The organism is Vagococcus silagei, from assembly GCF_004795745.1.
GTDB classification, from domain to species: Bacteria; Bacillota; Bacilli; order Lactobacillales; family Vagococcaceae; genus Vagococcus; species Vagococcus silagei.
This window is the reverse complement of record NZ_SDGV01000010.1, coordinates 122835-143552: the sequence shown is the minus strand read 5'-3', so window position 1 is coordinate 143552 and position 20718 is coordinate 122835. Positions and strand designations below refer to the sequence as shown.

Here is a 20718-nt window from a genome sequence, read left to right as displayed (position 1 = left end):
TATGAACATCCTTTCTCACTCAATCTTTCTTATTATAGCAAAATTTTATGAATTATTCTTTGATATTTAGTAGATTCTTAGTGATTCGTTGATTTATTAAAAAATCTAGCATAAACTAATAGTAATCGTTAAATACAGGAGGTTCTCATGAAAAAAATAAGCATTACGATCACACTTTTATTAGCTACTTTTAGTTTGTTTGGTTGCAGTTCAACCAAAAATTCATCAAGTACATCTAAGAATGAACAAACACGACAATCCACAACCCAAAAGATCGCTAAAGAACAAATTTCGGTGACTTTAACCGTCGATGGTAAGAAACACAATGCAAAAGTTTTTGAATCTGATGGCTCAATTAAAATGACGGTTTTAGACGTCACCAAAGAATTATATAATCTTAAAGATAAAAATGGTTTTGTCACAGCTATTGACAATCTTGAACAAGATGAAAAAGCAAGTAAATACTGGATGTATTCAATCAACGGTAAAGATGGAACTGTTGGAGCAAATGACCAAACAGTTAAAAATAATGACAAAATCGAATGGCGTCTCGCTCCATATGGAAAAGAATAAAACACTCTTTTCCTTAATTACAATTGCTTTAATCAGTAGCATCTGTTTTGTTGGCAGGCTTGCTTTCAGCAGTCTACCTAACATTCAACCTGTTACCACCATTGTCATTTTAGTCACAATCATTTTCGGTTTCAAATACGGTTTAGCTGTCAGTATCACAACCATGTTCATTTCAAATCTATACCTAGGGATGGGGCCTTGGACTTTAGCCCAATTTGCCGCCTATGCTGGCATCGTCATCATAACAGCTCTCTTAACACATTTCCTTACAAGAGCCTCAACTCTCATAAATGCATTCTTTTGTTTATTGATGGGCTACTTTTTTGGCTTTGTGATTTCACTCGTACAAGCACCATTTTTTGGTATTAAAACATTTTGGATCTATTATTTACAAGGTCTTTCTTTTGATACTTTGCATGCACTGGGAAATTTTGCCTTTGCCATAGTATTATTTCCAGTGTTAACGCCCCTTTTTTCCAAACTAAAAACAAAATATTTTACATAGAAAAAGACGTGAATTTTTACGATTCACGTCTTTTAAATGTGCTATTATTCTAAAAAGTCTTTTAATTGTTTAGAACGAGACGGATGGCGTAATTTTCTTAAAGCTTTTGCTTCAATTTGACGGATACGTTCACGCGTAACGCCAAACACCTTTCCAACTTCTTCTAATGTACGAGTACGACCGTCATCAAGACCAAAACGTAATCGTAAAACATTTTCTTCACGATCAGTCAGTGTATCTAAAACACTTTCTAATTGCTCTTTTAGTAATTCGTAAGCTGCATGTTCAGCCGGACTTGTTGCTTCTTGGTCTTCAATAAAGTCACCTAAATGTGAATCATCTTCTTCACCAATCGGTGTTTCAAGAGAGACTGGCTCTTGCGCAATTTTCAAGATTTCACGTACTTTTTCAGGAGATAATTCCATCTCTGCACCAATTTCTTCCGGCGTTGGTTCGCGACCTAAATCTTGTAATAATTGACGTTGAATACGAATTAATTTATTAATTGTTTCTACCATATGAACTGGAATACGAATAGTACGCGCTTGATCGGCAATCGCACGTGTGATTGCTTGTCTAATCCACCATGTTGCATATGTTGAGAATTTGAACCCTTTTTCGTGGTCAAATTTTTCAACAGCTTTCATTAAGCCCATGTTACCTTCTTGGATTAAATCTAAGAATTGCATCCCACGGCCAACATAACGCTTCGCAATACTTACAACTAAACGTAAGTTTGCTTCAGCTAATTCTTGCTTAGCTTCAGGATCGCCTTCTTTGATTCTAAGTGCTAATGCAACTTCCTCTTCAGCGCTTAATAAAGAGACACGACCAATTTCTTTTAAGTACATTCTAACAGGGTCATTAATTTTAACACCTGCAGGAGCTAATAAGTTTTCTGGTTCATCTTTTTTCTTCTTGTTTTCTTTTTTCTCGATTTTTTTCGCTACTTCTAAACTACGAGCACTTGGTTCCCCATTTTCATCAACAACACTAATTCCCGCATCTTCAACTTTTTGAATCAATCCATCCATTTGATCAGAATTCAATTCATAAGGAGTAGCTAATGCATCCGTTAACTCATCATAAAAAACCGATCCTCTCGGTTTGTTTTTCTTAATAAACGCGCTCTCTGCTTGTTTAAATGTTTGAGTTGTTTTACCTTTTTCAGTTGTCATAAACAAATGCCCTCCTAAATAATTAACTAATATTTTGTAACTCTTTTTGTAAATTTATTATTTCCATCATGGCTTCAAGTTCTTTTACTTGATCACCAATCCTTTTTGCTTCATTTTGTTCTTGTAACTTAAGCTTTATCTGTTTCTTTAATCTTTCAGAATCAATGACACGAAGACAATCAACTAACTCTTGGTCCGAACTTTCTTCACTAAAAGAAGAAAAACTAATTTCAGTTAAAATTGATTTAAGTTGTGCTTCTTTTAAATAGTCAAACATCTCTGAAATTGTAACTGAACCATATTCAGTTAAACAACTGACAATATGCGTATAAAGCTCTTGATAGGCATCATGATAAAACGAAAAATCATCCACTTGATTTAAACGATTATAATAACTTTTTTCAGTTAGTAGACGATAAATAATTAGACGCTCCGCTTTCTCAACTTGATGAATTACTCGGCGATCGTGTTGAGTCGGTACAACAATTTCTTTAGCTTGCCGCTTAACTGTTTGACGATTAGCTTGCTTGATTTCTTGACGTTTTTCACTTAACTCGTTTTGAAGTGCATCTTTCGACACTAAAAAGTCATCTGCTAATTGCGTTAGATAAATATCCGTTTCAATAATAGACGGTACTTCTACCAACGACGCTAACATATCATCGATATATTCGATTTTATCTGACTCTTGTTCTAAGTTACGATTACGTTTGAAATACTCTTTTTTAAACTGAAAAACGGTATCACGGTTATTTTCTAATAAGTGACGCAATTGATCCTCACCGTGAATTTTACGATAATCATCTGGATCTAATTTATTAGGAATCGAAATAACCTGACACGATAATTGACTTTGCTTTGAAATTAAATCAATTGCTCTCATTGTTGCCTCTACACCAGCATTGTCACCATCATAACAAATTGAGATATTCTCAGTTACTCGTTCTAACATCTTAATTTGATCAGTTGTTAAGCTGGTACCCATTGAAGCTACACCATTTTGGACACCTGACTGTGCTGCAGAAATGACATCCATAAAGCCTTCAAATAGAATGACATCATTTGTTTTACGAATGGTTGGTCTGGCATCATGAAAATGATACAGAATAAAACGTTTGTTAAAAAAGTTTGTTTCCGGACTATTTAAATATTTCGGTTGATCTGTAAGATCATATTTTTCATCTGTCAACAGTCGACCAGAAAAGCCTATAATTTTACCTTGATGATTCTCAATGGGAAACATAACTCGCTGGTAAAATCGATTGAGTCGCTCTCCAGTTTCTGTTTCATAAAAGAGTCCACTATCATTCAGGACCTCTTCTTCGTACCCTTTTTCCGTCATTACTTGATTTAAGATGGTTCTCTCCATTGGAGCAAATCCAAGTTTAAAGTCTTTAATTGTTTCTAAAGTTAATCCACGCTCATACAGATAACTAAGAGCATGTTCACCAACCTTAGTATTTAATAAAATATGATGATAAAACTGTGCCACTTCTTCATGTAATTCCAACTGTTTGCGATTTTGCGTTGGCTCTTCTGAGGCACTCATTTCTTCATCTGTCACATATTCGGACACATCAATTTGACTAAACTCAGCAACTTTCTTTACTGCTTCTGGAAAATTTAATCCTTCGATTTCTTGAATAAATGAATAAACATTTCCCCCTTTTCCACATCCAAAACAGTGGAAAAGCTGTTTATCTTCAGCGACTGAAAACGATGGTGTCTTTTCGTTATGAAAAGGACAGAGACCTAAATAATTTTTACCAGATTTCTTGAGTTGAACATATTGTCCAATCACATCAACGATATTTGTTTCATTGCGAATAGATTCTATCATTTCTTGAGGAATTAATCGTGTCACTTGTATCAACGTCTCCCCTTTGCGTAAAAATTAAGTAATAAAGTCGCCCTGGAATCAGTGCGACTAACGGCATTATACGACATCTTATAGTATATCATATTTGTATCATTTTGCAATTCTTAATACTTCTATTTCACAAAAAAAGCGTAGAAGTTTAATAAATAAACTTCTACGACCTTAATTTTTGATTAACGGTACTCTTTCTTGATTAATACTTTATCTAAAACTAGTTTTCCAATCAATGTGATAATAACTAATCCAATGAAGAATGGTAAAATCGCGATTGGTAACATTTCTAAATGTAAAAGGCCTTTAAACAACATTGCCGCAACGTAAGTTCCGATTACTGTAGTTACTGCTAGAAATAATCGTAATGGATTAAATGGTAAGCAAGCTTTCACAACTGCCATACAACTTACTGCAATTAGCATATAATACATTAATGTTGTCGTTGTTAACTCTGACCAACCCATTGATTGACCCATAATATAAACAATCACTACATTAAAAACAACTAAGATTGCGTTTGGTAGGGCACGTCGTAAAGCAGTCGGTAAGAATTTTGTCGTTACTTTTCTGCGATCATTCTCAAATGATAAGAAGAATGATGGGTAACCCTCAATCGCTAAGTCTAGTAAAGTGATTTGAATTGGAATAAATGGAAACGCAATTGTCGTTAACACACAAATCAAAGATAGAATTAACGAATATATTGTTTTAATAAAGAAAATACTCGCAACTTTTGTGACATTATTAACGACACGACGACCTTCAAACAACACATCAGGTAACGTCGTAAAGTCTGAGTTCATTAAAACAAGATTGGCAACTTGACGCGTTGCGTTATCTCCTTCTGCCATCGCAATACTACAGTCAGCTTCTTTTAACGCTAACATATCATTGACACCATCACCTGTCATCGCAACAACATGACCTTGATTCTTAAGTTCTTCGACTAGAATTTTTTTCTGTTTAGGTGACACACGACCAAAGACACGATAATCATTAACCAAGCCACGAACTTCTTCATCATTTGTGACTTCAGATAAATCGATATACTTATCATAATTCTCTAAGCCTGCACGTCTTGCTACATTTGAAACAGTGACAGGATTATCACCCGAGATAACTTTAATATCGACACCTTCATTTTTAAGGTAAGCCAATGTTTCATTTGCATTTTGACGGATAGGGTCATCAATCGTCAAGACTGCTAATGGAGTCATCGCAGGTAGAGCATTTTCAGAAAAAGTTAAACTATCTGAGATGCCTAACATCAGCACACGAAATCCTTCTTTTTGAGCTTCGTAGATTTCTTGAGGAAGATTATCTTCACTAAATAATCGTTCTGGTGCTCCTAACGCAACTGTTCCTAACCCTTCAAAACTCATAGCACCCCATTTTCTCTCTGATGAAAAGGCTAACGAATCGAGACAATCAAAACGAGTTGATTCTTCAAAATATGCGCGAATCGCGTGCATTGTGATGTTATTATCTGTTGAATGATATAAATAACTCCCAACAATTTCATTAAAATCTGCTTCATGCGCGGTACTTAAAACTTTTACATCATTAACTTTCATTTTACCTTCTGTAATTGTTCCTGTTTTATCTAAACAGATAACATCAACATGCGCCAATGTCTCAACTGAATACATGTTTTGAACTAAAACTTCTTTTTTTGCTAATTTTGCTACTGCTGTTGCTAATGCGATACTGATTAATAAAACCATCCCTTTTGGTAACATCCCTAAAAGAGCAGCTGCAGAAGAAATAACAGATGACTTAATACCACTATCACGGATAAAGAAAGCTTCACAGAAAAGAATAACGCCTAAAGGCACAATAATATAACTTGTGAATTTAGAGATTTTTCTAATTGAAGAGACCAACTCAGAAGTTAATGGTTTATGTACCTTAGCTTCATCGGCAATTTTTGTTGCATAATTATCTTTACCAACGTGGATAACTTTACCATAGCCAGATCCACTTGCGATAAAACTTCCCGATAGAAGTTCATCATCATGATCTTTTTTTATTAAATCAGACTCACCAGTTAATAATGCTTCATTGGCTTCTAACACGCCGCCTACCATTACCATATCGGATGGGACTTGATCACCTGTTGCCAATTTTACAATATCATCGATCACTATTTCTTCAGATGGTATTTGTATTTCCACACCATTTCTGATAACCGTCACAAGCTCTTGGTTCACAATTGAAAGTTTCGATACTAAATTTCGTGCTCGAATTTCAAGCGTTACACCAATAATAATATTAACAATAATAATGACCATAAAGAATAAGTTACTAAATGCGCCTACAGCCGCTAGTAAAATACCAATCATTAAGTTTAAAAAGTTAAATAGTGTTAAGACATTATCCTGAATAATTTCTTTATTTGTTTTTGCAACATTTTGGTCATAATTATTTTGTTGACCTGATTTTTGCCTTGCCGTAACTTCTTCAGTTGTAAGGCCAACGATCTTTTTTTTCATATTAATTACACTCAGTCCTTTTCTGATTTTAAATATACCTTTTTATTGTACCCTACAAAGTATAAAAATGAAAACAACAATTTACTTTCTATAGCTGACTTTTAATATAAAATATAAAAAGATTGAATTTTAACGGCTCAAGAACGACCGTGAAAATTCAATCTACTATTTTTATTTTTTTGAATGCGTCTCAAAATACGAAAACATCTGTTTTAAAACGTCATCCGTAATAATTTGAACATTTAACAATTCAAACATTTGCTTCAAAAATAACGCGCGGTTAGAAAGTTCATCTTGCGTAGAGGCACCAATCTGCAGCCGCAACCATAAATTAATGGTTAATACAAATAGTTCCGCCAACTCTTCAGGATAATCCGTTTGAATTGACCCATCGGCAATGCCCTCTTGAATGATTACTGAAACTTCTGGTGCAAACTCTTTAAATTGTTGCGTATAATAATCACCCAAAACTTTCGATGTACGCAATGCTAACAACGCTTCATCAGAACAATTAACGTGATGCTGATCAGAAAAAGAATCAATTAAAAAGTTTTGTAATTTTTCCAACCCATTCTCACCGCGCCACTGTTCATCTAGAAAATCACTTGAGACCGAAAGTCGTAAAATTGTTTTTAGAATATCATATTTAGAATCAAAATAATGATATATGACACCTTTGGTTAATCCACCTAAACCATCAATAATATCTTGAACTGATGTTTCTTCATAACCTTGTTCTAGAAATAATTTTTTTGAAACATCTAAAATTAACTGACGCGTTTTTTCAGAATCTCGTTTTCTTGCCATGTTAAAATCCCCCTTATGTTTCCTACTCCCCTAAAAAACACAGCATTATTTACTTTTCTTTTGAATTAATAACTCCAATATCCACCTAGACCATTACTTATCCCAAATTTAACTTCATACTTCAACGGAATGTACTGATTGTAGGAACTCATCTCCACTACAGTGCCTTTTAATGATGCTGAATATACTTCATAGGTTGAATATGACAATTCAACACCTCTAGTTGTATATTCATCGAAAATAATTTTAGATAAATCGCCCTCAGTTTTGCCAAAATAAGATTTTAAATAAGGTTTGCCTAACGAATAATTAACAATCGCTTTTTGTCCTTCAACTGGCTCGCCATGTTGAATTGATTGAGAGATAAATTTGCCATATGCTTCTTTATCTGAATAAACTTCTTTGATTTCTACTGGTTGACCGTTTGCCATTTGTTGCGCTTCTTTAACATTTACCTCACTGAAGTCTAACATCTGATTTTGTGATACTCCACTTGAAATCAACACTGATAATTCCTTTTTATCATCAAGAGGTGTACCGGCTTTAATATTTTGCCCAAATACAAAATCTTTTTTTACCGAAGTTGACATTTGTTCTTTAACATTTAGCTTAATATTTTTAGCTTTTGCCCAGGCTTTAACATCTTGAATAGCACGGCCACTAAAGTCTGGCATCTCTTTTTGATTTGAAAGTGAACTTCCATTTACAAAAACTTCAAGTGTTTCACCACGTTTAATTGTTTTTCCAGCTGCAACTGATTGTGTAATCACTTTGTTTTCAGTTGGTGTGGTCAAATTAAGCTCATTAAATTTAATTTCCACATCTTTGCCTTTACCCCATTTTTCAATTTCAGCAATATCTGATTTTGAAAAGTTTGGCACAGTAATTGAAACTTGTGTTTTAAACCACCAAACAAGTCCCACTCCTGCAACTAATAAAAGAATAGATGCATAAACTGAAGGCTTAATATTTTTTTCGGCTTTAGCATTCGGCTCTTTTTGCATCGGTTCGTTTTTCGGTGTTTGTGGTATTTTTTTCTCTTCAATCTTAATTTTTTCGAATTCATCATCAATTAATTGCGAATCATCAAACGATGCGTGTATTTTTTGATTAATTTCTTCAGAATTCATACTCGACTTACGACGTCTCTTTTTAACTCGGCGTCTTTGAGTCGGGACTTCCGTTTGTTGAGTTTCATTTTGAGATGGAAGAGGTTCGTTTTGACTTTTGTCCATCTTGCTATCTGCTCCTCCTTAAAACATTTTATTTCACTTTAAGTTTGTATTAAAGATATACAACAATATCATACCATTTTTTAACAACAATAACACTACTTCTTGACACAGAATCAAAAAAAGATAGTTAGAGTTAGTCTCTAACTATCTTTCATTTTAATTATAATTATTGAATTGTTGCTGTGAATTCTTTTTCAATATTACTACGATCCACAACTGTTACTTTTACAACTAAACCTGTTTTAGGAACATTCGTATTTTCTGTAATCTCAAGTGAAATATTTCCAGATGCTGGAATTGCAGCATCCGCTAATTCTGTTCCTAAGATTGTAAAGGTATCAAATGTAATTGATTTAACTGTTAAATCTTCTGGTTCTTTGTTTTCAAAATTTAGTTTGAATTTCGTAACTTTGTTCTCTGCTTCAACAACGTCCGTCACTTTAGCTTCACCTTTGATATCATTAGTTACAGTGATATTTAATGACGCAGTTTTACCGTTAACAGTTTTTGCCATAATTTCAACAGTTCCTGGAGCTACTGCTGTTACTTTACCTGTTGCATCCACAGTTGCAACACCAGCATTTGAAGTTAACCATGTAAGATCACGCTTGCTCGCATCTTCCGGTAAAATTTTTGTTTGCAATTCTTGTGTTTGACCTGGTCTCATACTTGTTTTACCATTTTGAATGGCTACTGATGTAGGTTCAACATCAATGATACTTACTTTACGTTTCGCAACAATAGTTTCTTGTGTATGAGGATTTGTTGCATGATACTCAATTAAGTAATCACCTTTCACAGTTGCCACAACATTTCCAACAACTGTAAATGGAATTGCGACGCCATTAGCATCTTTAAGTGAAACCCCTGCATTAGCATCAAATGTACCGATTGCAACACTTTGTTTCACATCTTCAACACCCGTAAATGCAATCGCACGGTCGTCTTTAACAGTAATGATACGATCTTGTTTAATGATTTCATCATTAAGACCTTTCACACTATAAGTTAATGTGTTTTGGCCTGTTTTACTCCAATCAACTGTACCTGTTACAGTGATTTCCATTTCTTTTCCTTTATGATCTTTGACTTTTACATCTTTCTTAGGATCAAAAGTATCTTTTTCAGAAATCTTCACTTCTTTATTCGCAACACCTTCAAAGACTGGTTTTTTCACAACTTCGACAGTTGCGTCTTTAGACACCACTTGATCATCTTTATTGATGAATTGATATTTAATTGCGTATTTACCAGGTGTGTTGTAATCAATTTTATCTTTACCGTTAATCGTAATTTCATAAGCATTACCAGCTTCATCACTAGCACTAACACCAGCCATTAAATCATAATTTTGAGTGCCAACATAAACGGTATGATCTTTAACACCAGATAACTCTGCTGGGTTTAAGTTTAAATCTTCTTCTGAAATGTAACCTACCCAACTACTATCAGATGAAACTGAATAATAAATTGTACCATTAACGTGACGATAATAACCTGTTGCTTTAAGTGACTTACCTACCCAATTAGATGTATTATCTCTAACATTAAAGTTAAAACTATTATAGATGTCTTTGCCTTTATTTTTAATTGTTACGACACGAGGCGTAATACCATGTCCAGTTCCTTGAGGTTTTCCGTTAGTATCAACATCACTAGCTTTAACATAACCTAACCAACTACCATTTCCATCATATGCTGAATAGAATGTTTCACCTTTAAATGTAAAGTATTTTCCTTTCGCATGGAATGGATTACCTTTCATATTGTTCATAGTAGTACGAACTGCTAATGGATCAGTCATATTATTATATAATTTGATTTCATCATTTTTAGACGTGATATACATATTTTCTGAAACAAATGCTCCATGTTCTTGAGCTGCTGTTACCACTGCCTTGTCTTCGATGTATCCTTGCCAGTTTCCTTGAACATCGTAGATTGAGAAGTACGTTCTAAAGTTACGAACATATTTATACTTCACATGGAAAGTTTGATTCATTAAATTTTTAGAATCATTTTTCTTGTCCCAATTCAAATTACTATAAACAGGATAGTTATCTTTCGTAACTGTTAAATAGTGATTTACACGTGAATTTGAGTTTCCAGTATCAACATAGTCTTGTGTTGCAGTTGAATTCACATAACCTAACCATTCATCATTAAGATTATATAAAGAATAGTATGTCGGTCCATTATAATGGAAATAACTATACTTCACTTTTAATTTACGATTCATCAAATCTCTAGAGTGTCCAATTTGATTCCAAGCAAAGTTGCTATATAAAGGATAAGTTGGATTTGTCATCACAATAAACTTGGGCGTACTTACTGCAGCACCTTGAATTGAATTTCCAATCGCAACAGCATCACTATTTAAATAGCCTAACCATTGATTATCTCTTGTATATAATGAATAGTACACAGTTCCATTAGGAGCGACATATTTGTACTTGATACCTACTGTCTGGTTAAAAATATCAGTTGAGTTACCTTTCTTTACCCAATTAAAATTTTGCCATGTATTGTAGCCTTTTTTTACGATTGTTCCGTAACCATTAAAAGCATAGCCTTTAAAATCTGACGGACTTGCACTTACAACGTTTGTTTCGATGCCGTTTCCATTTAGTAAAGTTACTGGTGTCGCGACAATACCACCTAATAACAAAGTACTAAACAAAGCTGTTGATAAGATTTTCTTTTTCATTGAATTCTCTCCTTTTAATTCTTTGCTTACAATACTTTAATTATATAGTTATTTGAACGCAATATCAATCTAATCATAAAATTATGTCGCTTTATTAGTTGTTTTTAATCGCTAAAAGTAATTCCAGTGACTTTTAAGTAAAAAAAGGAAACTAGTAAAAACTAGTCTCCTCAGTTACCTCATTATTTCACAACTAAATGTTCCAAGTTAGCAAACGGCACAACAATATTTGCTAATTTTCTTAATTGACTCAAACGATTTTCTTTCACTTTTTCATCATCAATCATAACCATTGTATCTTCAAAGTAATCTTGAATTAATGGTGTTAATTTTTTCAATTCATCAAACATTTCTTTTAAAGTCAATGTTTCAATTTGAGTGTCAATGGCTTCAACTGCCGCATACAAAGCTTTTTCGGATTGATTTTTAAACAAATCAGGGTTGATGTCAATCGTAATTGATTCTTTCTTAGCTGCTAAATTTAAGACACGTGTTAATGATTCGATAGTAGCTTTAAAATCCTCTTCGCTCATTTGCTTACGTAAAATATTGGCAACTTCAAACATATTGCTTAAATCTTTTTGTTCACTTTCAACCACTGCTTCGATAATATCGTGACGAATTTTTTTAGCAAGTAACCATTGTTTAATACGGCCTTTCATAAAGACATTAATTGCTTCTTGATTATCGTCAAGCTTAATCCCAAATTGAGTTGAACGATTGTTGATAATTTCAACAATTTTATCTTGCAATTCGCCAATTGGGAATTCCCAGCCTTTATCTTCAATGATACGAATAATTCCATAAGCTTGTCTTCTTAGTGCGTATGGATCATTAGAGCCTTTCGGACTTAGTCCTACAGTAAAGAACGTAAACAGTGTATCTAATTTGTCAGCAATGGCAAGGATAGCACCGATATTTGATTGTGGTAACTCGCTATCACTTGAGTTTGGTAAATAGTGCTCGCGAATTGCTTGCGCTACTCCGATTGCTTCACCCTGAACTAGAGCATATTTTTCACCGATAATTCCTTGTAACTCAGGGAATTCATTGACCATATTTGTCACCAAATCAAATTTATAGATTTGACTAGCACGAGATAGATGTTTTAATTCTGTTTCAGTTAGATTAACAAATTCACCTAAATATTGGCTAATCGCTTGAACACGTAACATTTTTTCGTACATTGAACCAATCTTAACGTGGAAAGTCACAGCTTTAAGTCGTTCTAAACAAGCATCAATTGTTGTTTTTAAATCTTCATTATAGAAAAACTCTGCATCTTCTAGACGAGCTAGAAGAACTTTTTCATTACCTTTAGCCACTGTTTCAATATGATCACGATTACCATTTCTGACAGAAATGAAATGATTCATCAATTCACCAGTTTCAGAATAAACTTCAAAGTAACGTTGATGTTCTTTCATTGAAGTAATTAAAACTTCAGAAGGAATAGCTAAATATTTTTCATCAAAATTACCCACGAAAGCTGTAGGATATTCAACTAAGTTATTTACCTCTTCTAAAAGATCTGCATCTAATTCGACTTTCCAATTATTTTCATTGGCAATTTGATTAATTTGAGCTTCAATCGTAGCTTTTCGTTTGGTTGCAGAAACCATTACGCATTCTTTTTCTAACGCATTTTCATAGCTTGCTGCACTTTCGATTGTTGTATCAGCACCTAAGAAACGGTGTCCACGTGACACATTTGAACTGACTACATCAAACAATGACATTGGCAATACTTTGTCATCAAGTAAAGCTACTAACCAGTGAACTGGACGAATAAATTTATAATCATAATTTGCCCAATGCATTGATACTGGAAAGTTTAATGTTGGTACAACAGTCATTAATTCTGGTAAAATATCCGCTGCCGGTTTGCCAATTTCATGTTTATTAGCAAATACGTACTCAACACCTTTTAAATCTTCAAAATATAAAGCATCAGCGTCTACACCTTGACCTCTTGCAAACCCTAGTCCCGCTTTTGTCCAATTTCCTTCAGCATCTTGAGCAATTTTTTTAGCTGGCCCTTTTGCTTTTTCATCAATATCAGTTTGTTTTTCTGCTAACCCATTTACACGGAAGGCAAATCTTCTTGGTGTTGAAAATTGTTCGATTTCTTCAAAAGATAAACGATTTTCATCTAAAAAAGTACGAATTTTAGTTTCTAATTGATTCATACTTGGGGTCACTAAATGAGCAGGAACTTCTTCTAAACCAATCTCTAATAAAAATTGTTGTGTCATTTTATTTTGCCTCCTTATTTTCTTTTTGTAATAATGGGAATCCTAGTTTTTCTCGTTCATCTACGAAAGCCTTCGCAAGTTCACGCGCCATATTTCGAATACGTGATAGGTAGCCGGCACGTTCTGTAACAGAAACTGCACCTCTTGCATCTAGCAAGTTAAACATATGGCTACATTTCAAGACGTAATCATAGGCAGGATGGACTAAGTTTTTTTCAATACAACGATTTGCTTCAGCTTCATATTTACCAAACAAATCTAAAAGCATCTCTTGATTGCTTAATTCAAACGAATAAACTGAATGCTCAAATTCTGGTTGCACAAAAATTTCTCCATATTTAACACCATGAGTCCACTCTAAGTCATAAACACTTTCAACTTCTTGAATGTATGAAGCCAAACGTTCAAGACCATAAGTAATTTCCGAAGTGACAGGTTTACACTCTAAACCACCGACTTGTTGGAAATAAGTGAATTGGGTAATTTCCATACCGTCTAACCAAACTTCCCAGCCTAAACCAGCACAACCCATTGATGGGTTTTCCCAGTTATCTTCAACAAAACGAATATCATGTTGTAACGGGTCAATACCTAAAACTTTTAAGCTATCCAAATATAACTCTTGAATGTTAAGTGGTGATGGTTTCATTACAACTTGAAATTGATGATGTTGATACAAACGGTTTGGATTATCTCCGTAGCGTCCATCTGCAGGACGACGTGACGGCTCAACATATGCCGCATTCCATGGCTCAGGCCCAATCGCTCTTAAAAATGTATATGGACTCATTGTTCCCGCACCTTTTTCTGTATCATAAGCTTGCATTAACATACAACCTTGTTTTGACCAGTAATTTTGTAAAGCTAGAATCATCTCTTGAACTGTCAATTTGTTACTCATCTGTTTTCCTCCTTTTAATCACAAAAAACCCTATACCTTATAATAAATAAGATATAGGGACGAATTACTATTTCGCGGTTCCACCCTACTTCTGATCTAATCGAAAGATCAGCAGCTTCGTTGCTATTACTCCAGAGTGCCTTCATAAAATCAAAATTATCTGCCTTTCACTATTACAGATTCGCTAAAAAAGGATTTTACTACTTGTCTCTATCTTCGTAATGATTTAATTAAATCAATTCTAATGATAATTAAGCGATTTGTCAATTTATTTTTCAATCTTTTCGTAACATGTTTTCCCAATCTTTCATTTGCGTGATAAACTTTTTGCTTTTTAAATGAATCCCTACATATTCATCATAAATTTCATCAAGAATTAACCGAATGGCATCTTTAGTTTCTGGTTTTAATGAGATTGAATTGATTTGATCATATTTTATGTTTGAGAACAAACGAATGAAATGCATCGCAATTGGATCGAAATGATAGCGATGCTCATCTTTTGAAAAATGATTTTCGCATAAAACACCATGATATTTCGGTGACAAATCAAATTTACCATGTGTTTCCCCACACACAGCACATTCTAACCAATTAAATGTTAAACCAAAACGAGCTAAGAGCTGGATTTCAAAAATATTAGTAATAATTTCAGGATCAACGCCTTGATCTAAAAAAATTAAGGCTTCTTTTGTAAATCCGTACAATGCAAAATCAGGTTCGCCGTCTTGAATCGCAACATCAACTAAATTCAAAATATAAGTTGCATAAGCTGAGATAAAAATATCTTGCTGAATTGTTTTATACGGCGTAACTTCTTTAATTGCAGACAAGAATGATAGCCCTTCTTGATTTAAATCAACAACATAATTCGCCTTGGTATAAGGTTGAATTGCACTCAAGAACGGGCTGTTTTTTCGTCTCACATTGCGGACATAAAACATTTTTTTCCCACGACTTGCCGTAAAAATTTTTACAAGTTTATCTTTTTCTTTATAATCGCGATTAAACAAAACAAGTCCTTCAATTTCCAAATTCCGCTCCATGCATTCACCCCCTAATGACAAAAAAATTGTGCTGTAAGTTTTTCACCGAATTGAGTTTTACAACGCTCATCATTCGTAATTAAAGGAGTGTGACGCACTTTTGTCACACTCCCTTTTATTTGTTTAATAATCCATTTCACGGTAACCAAAGTTTAATAGATCTTTTTGTTTATCACGCCAGTTTTTCTGAACTTTTACCCAAAGTTCCAAATAGACTTTATTGCCAAGTAAGTTTTCAATATCACGACGCGATTTGATCCCGATATTTTTTAACATTTTACCACCCTTGCCGATGATAATCCCTTTTTGACTGTCTCTTTCAACTATGATTGTTGCCTGAATATGAATTTTATCATACTCGTCCCGTTTCATACTCTCAGTAATGACAGCTACTGAATGAGGTACTTCTTGTTCAGTTAATTGTAATACTTTCTCACGAATTAATTCAGAAACAATAAAATACTCTGGATGATCTGTTACTTGATCATCTGGATAGAATTGCGGTCCATTTGGCATGTCATTTACTAAAGTTTCTAAAAGGTTTGGTACATTGTTTCCTTCAGTTGCTGAAATCGGAATAATTTCTTTAAAATCAAGTTGTTCACTATAATCTTCAATAATCGGTAACAACTTATCAGGATGAATAGTGTCAATTTTATTAATGACAAGATAAATAGGTGCTTCACTTTTTTTCAAACGCTCGATAATGAAGTCATCACCGCGACCACGTGGTTGATCGGCACTTACCATAAAAATAACTGCATCAACTTCTCTAAGCGCACTATAAGCTGTTTCGACCATAAAATCGCCCAGTTTAGTTTTTGGTTTATGAATTCCCGGTGTATCAATAAAAACGACTTGCGCTTCATCTGTCGTATACACACCTTGAATTTTATTACGCGTTGTTTGAGCCTTATCACTCATAATCGCAATTTTCTGCGCAACAATTCGATTTAATAATGTTGATTTACCTACGTTTGGCCGCCCAATAATAGCGACAAACCCTGATTTGTAATCTTCGTTAAACATTTTTTACCCCCTAATTTGTAGAAAAACTTCGAATAATTTTGGTCCAAAGATAATAATACCAATCACAAGTGCTGTCATCGCGATAATTAAGACGCCAGCAGCTGCCATGTCTTTTACTTCTTTTGCCAGTGGATGAAATTGTTGATTTGTTGTCAAATCGACAAGTCTCTCAAGAGAAGAATTGACAATTTCAGAGAATAAAACCAGCCCTAAAACAATAATAATGATTAGCCATTCACCTTTTGACAATTCTAAAACAAATGAAAGTATAATAACCATAATTGCAGCAAAAAGATGAAAACGCATATTGCGTTCCATCTTAAAAACTGTTTTTATCCCACATAATGCATACTTCAACGACTCACAAAAATTTTTATTTTTAGTTGTCTTTTTATCTTTCGAGGCCATAATTATCTAATATCTTTCTTTGTAAATCAAACATTTCTTTTTCATCAGCTGGTTCCATATGATCATAACCATTCAGATGTAAAAAACCATGTAGAACTAAAAATCCTAGCTCACGATCAAATGAATGTCCATATTCCTCAGCTTGTTCTTGTATTTTTTCGACAGATACAAATAAATCGCCGATATTTCGAGGAATATCAAAACCTTCTAAATTAATTGGAAACTCATCATCTACTTCATCTTCAATCGCAAAACTAATAACATCAGTCGCATAATCTTTATGACGATACTCCTTGTTTATTTCCCGAATTTCTTCGTTGTCAATAAAAGTTACTGAAATTTCAGTATCTTCTGGCAAGTTTATTTCAGTATCATTTGCTGCGAAATCCAATATATCTGTTACTAATTTTATTTGCTCTTGTGTGAGTCGATTTTGTTCGTCATATAGAGTTAAATCCAAATTAGTCCCCTCTTTCTTCTTGTTCCTGTTTCATTTGTTCTGCTTCAGATTTCATTTTTGGATATTTTATACGTGAATGGAACGTACTAGACAATCCCGTCACAATTGACTGTTCAATAATTTTTAATTCTTTTAAAGTTAACCCAGAATCTAACAACTGACCATCATCAATACGACCTTGAATCAGCTGGTGAACGAAATCTTTAATTTTTTCATTCGTTGGATTATCCATAGCACGAACTGCTGCTTCAGCACTATCGGCAATATTTATTACCCCAATTTCACGACATTGTGGAATTGGTCCTGGATATCTAAATGACGCTTCACTTGTATCATTGTTACGTTCTTTTTCTTTAATATAGAAATACTTCATTAAGGTTGTCCCATGATGTTGACGGCAAACATCAATAATAAATTGTGGCATTTCTGCTTCTTCTAATACTTTAACTCCATCTGTCACATGTCCAAAAATAATCTCTTTACTATCAGATGGTAATAAAAAGTTATGTGGATTTTCAGCACCAGCCGGTAGGTTTTCTACGAAGAAATTAGCATGTTTTAATTTACCAATATCATGATAATAACACGCCACTCGTGTGAGAAGAGAACGACCGCCAATTTCTGCAACGGCATTCGCGCTTAGTGACGCCACCATCATACTATGGTGATACGTACCAGGAGCCTCTTCAAGCAATTGTTTCAATAATGGATGATTTGGATTACTTAACTCATTTAAGACAATCACACTATCATCAGTCACCATTAATTCAATATATGGATGAAGTCCGATTGATAAAATAAATGAAAACAAACCGCTGACGAAGGCAACAAAAATATTTGTTAGTGTTCGGCTATCAAAAAGTCCCATCCCTTGATAAGCGATTAGAACATTAATAAATAGTACTGGGATTAATATCAATAAGAACGACGCTTGTGTTAATTGTTCACTAATTCGTTTTCTTTGAAGAAATGTCGCAATACAGCCAGTGAAAATATAGAAAAGACTAATCACTAGTAACGACGTCGTACCCGCCATATCGTAGAAAATAAAAGTCGCAAAAATCCCTTGGAACATTGACAATAAGATGCCCCAACGTTTGCCAACAAATAAGTGTAACATCAGTGGTCCAAACGCTGCAGGGAAAAGTAACCCAAAGGCATTTGTTGTGTCCTTTTGGAATAGATAAATCATCTTCATCAAAAGAACTGCAAAGATAATCGCAACGAAATAGAACGTCAAATTCATACTTTGATTGTATAAGTCTTTATCTTTAAAAACAAAATAGACAACTAATATAATTTGTAAAAGCAACGCAATAATCATTGCTAAGATTGGTGAAACTGAGGTGGATTGATTATTCAAGCCTAATAGATTAATTTTCTCCATTGCTTTACTATCAATTTGTTCACCTTCACGCACAATAATTTCACCTTGATAAATCATTGCGGGTTGAACTGCACTGAGAGCAATTTCTTTCATTTTGTCAGTCGCTTTATCGTTTGCAACCTCATTGACAATAATACTTCTCTCAACAATTCGTTCAACGATTTGCTGTTCAACATTATTAAAATTTAAAAACTGAACTTTTTCAACAGCTTTTTGTTTTTCAATTTGTAAATTAGAATTTCTAATTTTTTGCCCCATCGTCTGTTGAATAATATTTGAGCTCTCTGTTTTTATTTTTAGAAGCTCACTTGAAGATAGTAAAAAAATTTGCTCATAAAAATTATCCGGAAAAGATTGATAAAAGACTAAATTCTCTGGACTTAACTTTTCAAATTTCGATTTTAATAAGGGGATTTTTTCCTCTACCTTAGGTTCGAAAACAGATTTTTTATCTTTCGCTTTATCTAAATCTGCTTGGTATTTTTTTGCTGTTTCAGAATTAACCTCATCGACCATTGTAAATAATTTATCGACTAAATCTAGTTGGTTTTTTTCTTTATTTGCATCATACGTATACTCTGGCGAGACACTCTCAACTGCAAGTCTTTGTTTTTCTTCAGTTTCTTTCTTGTTTTCGATTGTTTTATTTGCTCGAATTGTTTCTTCCGCAAGTTTTCCAACCTTAAAATCAGCTTGTTTTTGGCGCACGCTACCAAACATAAAACCAAACAGTATCAGTGACATTACTAATATCACAATAGGAATGTATCTCTTGCCTAATTTTTGAAAGATATTTCTTAAATCGAATGTCATCACAATACTCCTTTACTTATTATTAGTTTCCTTCATACGCCCGAATAATATCCGCAACAACAGGGTGACGCACAACATCACTAGCTGAGAATTCAATAAATCTGATTCGTTTAATATTTTTTAGAATTTTTTCTGAATGCACTAAGCCACTCTCGACACCTTTAGGCAAATCAATTTGTGTTTTATCACCATTCACAATCATTTTTGATTGATAGCCAAGACGGGTTAAAAACATCTTCATTTGCGCATTTGTTGTATTTTGTGCCTCATCTAAAATAATAAAAGCATCTTCTAGCGTTCTTCCGCGCATATATGCTAATGGAGCAATTTCAATGACTCCTCGTTCCATCAAACGATTTGTATGTTCGACACCTAAAATTTGGTATAGTGCATCATAAATTGGACGTAAGTAAGGATTAACTTTTTCTTGTAAATCGCCAGGTAAGAATCCTAGATTTTCTCCAGCTTCAACTGCTGGTCTGGTTAAAATAATTTTTTTTACTTGTCCATTTTTTAAAGCCGCAATTGCCATGACCACAGCTAAGAATGTTTTACCAGTTCCCGCAGGCCCAATTCCAAAAACGACATCATTTGAATTAATCGCATTCACATATTGTTTTTGATTCAAATTTTTTATTTTGATAGATTGGCCTTTGGCATCTTTGATTAACGTATTTTCATACAATGATAAAAATGATTTAAGTGTATCACTTTGGCGCATTTTAATAGCACTAATCACATCTTGCGTATTCATCTTATGACCTCGATTAATTAATTCTTGAAGGACTACAAGAATATCATGAGTTTGTTGAACACTTTCCGCCTCGCCTTCGATCTGCATAATTTCACCACGAGTCGAAATTTCGACATTTAAATAGTCTTCAATAAGTTTTATATTTTTATCTTGAGAGCCAAATAATTCATTTAAATCTTTTACATTTTCTATTGAGATTTCAAGGCTCTTTCTTTCTTGAACAGTCAAATATACGACAACTCCTTTATTTATCCTATTACTTGTAAATAATACCACATCTTTATAAGAACACCAA

At 33.8% G+C, this 20718-nt stretch carries 16 protein-coding genes; 2 read left to right on the top strand and 14 right to left on the bottom strand.

All coding sequences use genetic code 11. The features are described from left to right. Positions 1 to 147: 147 nt before the first annotated feature. Together ESZ54_RS04350 and ESZ54_RS04345 are read left to right on the top strand one after the other, a co-directional pair. Positions 148 to 573 carry a DUF4430 domain-containing protein gene (locus ESZ54_RS04350; protein ID WP_136136458.1) on the top strand — a complete coding sequence of 142 codons (426 nt, stop codon included), beginning with the start codon at positions 148 to 150 and terminating at the stop codon, positions 571 to 573. Further along, positions 560 to 1078, top strand: a complete 519-nt coding sequence (locus tag ESZ54_RS04345) for an ECF transporter S component (protein WP_136136457.1) — start codon at positions 560 to 562, stop codon at positions 1076 to 1078. Before ESZ54_RS04350 ends, ESZ54_RS04345 begins: the two co-directional genes overlap by 14 nt. 44 nt (positions 1079 to 1122) lie before the next feature. Here the strand turns inward: ESZ54_RS04345 and rpoD are convergent, their stop codons facing one another. From rpoD to ESZ54_RS04275, 14 genes are all read right to left on the bottom strand, one after another. Beyond that, positions 1123 to 2262, bottom strand: a complete 1140-nt coding sequence (gene rpoD, locus ESZ54_RS04340) for an RNA polymerase sigma factor RpoD (RefSeq protein ID WP_420824353.1) — start codon at positions 2260 to 2262, stop codon at positions 1123 to 1125. Between the two features lie 16 nt (positions 2263 to 2278). Beyond that, positions 2279 to 4120: a DNA primase gene (dnaG, locus tag ESZ54_RS04335; RefSeq protein ID WP_136136455.1), complete on the bottom strand. Its 1842-nt coding sequence runs from the start codon at positions 4118 to 4120 to the stop codon at positions 2279 to 2281. A gap of 188 nt (positions 4121 to 4308) precedes the next feature. Then, positions 4309 to 6621: a cation-translocating P-type ATPase gene (locus ESZ54_RS04330; RefSeq protein WP_136136454.1), complete on the bottom strand. Its 2313-nt coding sequence runs from the start codon at positions 6619 to 6621 to the stop codon at positions 4309 to 4311. A gap of 171 nt (positions 6622 to 6792) precedes the next feature. Further along, a complete protein-coding gene (locus ESZ54_RS04325; RefSeq protein WP_136136453.1) occupies positions 6793 to 7428 on the bottom strand; it encodes a TetR/AcrR family transcriptional regulator in 636 nt (211 codons plus the stop codon). Positions 7429 to 7493: 65 nt separating this feature from the next. Next, complete coding sequence (locus ESZ54_RS04320) at positions 7494 to 8663, bottom strand: PASTA domain-containing protein (protein ID WP_136136452.1); 1170 nt, start codon at positions 8661 to 8663, stop codon at positions 7494 to 7496. 166 nt (positions 8664 to 8829) lie between these two features. Then, positions 8830 to 11370 carry an Ig-like domain-containing protein gene (locus tag ESZ54_RS04315; protein ID WP_136136451.1) on the bottom strand — a complete coding sequence of 847 codons (2541 nt, stop codon included), beginning with the start codon at positions 11368 to 11370 and terminating at the stop codon, positions 8830 to 8832. Positions 11371 to 11552: 182 nt separating this feature from the next. Beyond that, a complete protein-coding gene (glyS, locus tag ESZ54_RS04310) occupies positions 11553 to 13625 on the bottom strand; it encodes a glycine--tRNA ligase subunit beta (protein ID WP_136136450.1) in 2073 nt (690 codons plus the stop codon). Between the two features lies 1 nt (position 13626). After that, the gene (gene glyQ / locus ESZ54_RS04305) at positions 13627 to 14526 is read right to left on the bottom strand and encodes a glycine--tRNA ligase subunit alpha (protein WP_136136449.1); all 900 of its coding nucleotides are present in this window, start codon (positions 14524 to 14526) and stop codon (positions 13627 to 13629) included. Positions 14527 to 14801: 275 nt separating this feature from the next. Continuing rightward, positions 14802 to 15572, bottom strand: coding sequence for a DNA repair protein RecO (recO, locus tag ESZ54_RS04300; RefSeq protein WP_136136448.1), 771 nt, complete (start codon positions 15570 to 15572; stop codon positions 14802 to 14804). A 123-nt stretch (positions 15573 to 15695) separates the two neighbouring features. Beyond that, positions 15696 to 16601: a GTPase Era gene (era, locus tag ESZ54_RS04295; RefSeq protein ID WP_136136447.1), complete on the bottom strand. Its 906-nt coding sequence runs from the start codon at positions 16599 to 16601 to the stop codon at positions 15696 to 15698. 3 nt (positions 16602 to 16604) lie between these two features. Beyond that, the gene (locus tag ESZ54_RS04290) at positions 16605 to 17009 is read right to left on the bottom strand and encodes a diacylglycerol kinase family protein (protein WP_136136446.1); all 405 of its coding nucleotides are present in this window, start codon (positions 17007 to 17009) and stop codon (positions 16605 to 16607) included. Then, positions 16993 to 17469 (bottom strand): rRNA maturation RNase YbeY, encoded by a 477-nt coding sequence (ybeY, locus tag ESZ54_RS04285; RefSeq protein ID WP_136136445.1) that lies wholly within the window; start codon positions 17467 to 17469, stop codon positions 16993 to 16995. The genes ESZ54_RS04290 and ybeY overlap by 17 nt, the downstream gene beginning before the upstream one ends. Before the next feature lies 1 nt (position 17470). Then, positions 17471 to 19669: an HD family phosphohydrolase gene (locus ESZ54_RS04280; protein WP_162615092.1), complete on the bottom strand. Its 2199-nt coding sequence runs from the start codon at positions 19667 to 19669 to the stop codon at positions 17471 to 17473. Positions 19670 to 19691: 22 nt separating this feature from the next. Then, a complete protein-coding gene (locus ESZ54_RS04275; protein ID WP_239433743.1) occupies positions 19692 to 20651 on the bottom strand; it encodes a PhoH family protein in 960 nt (319 codons plus the stop codon). Positions 20652 to 20718 lie beyond the last annotated feature (67 nt).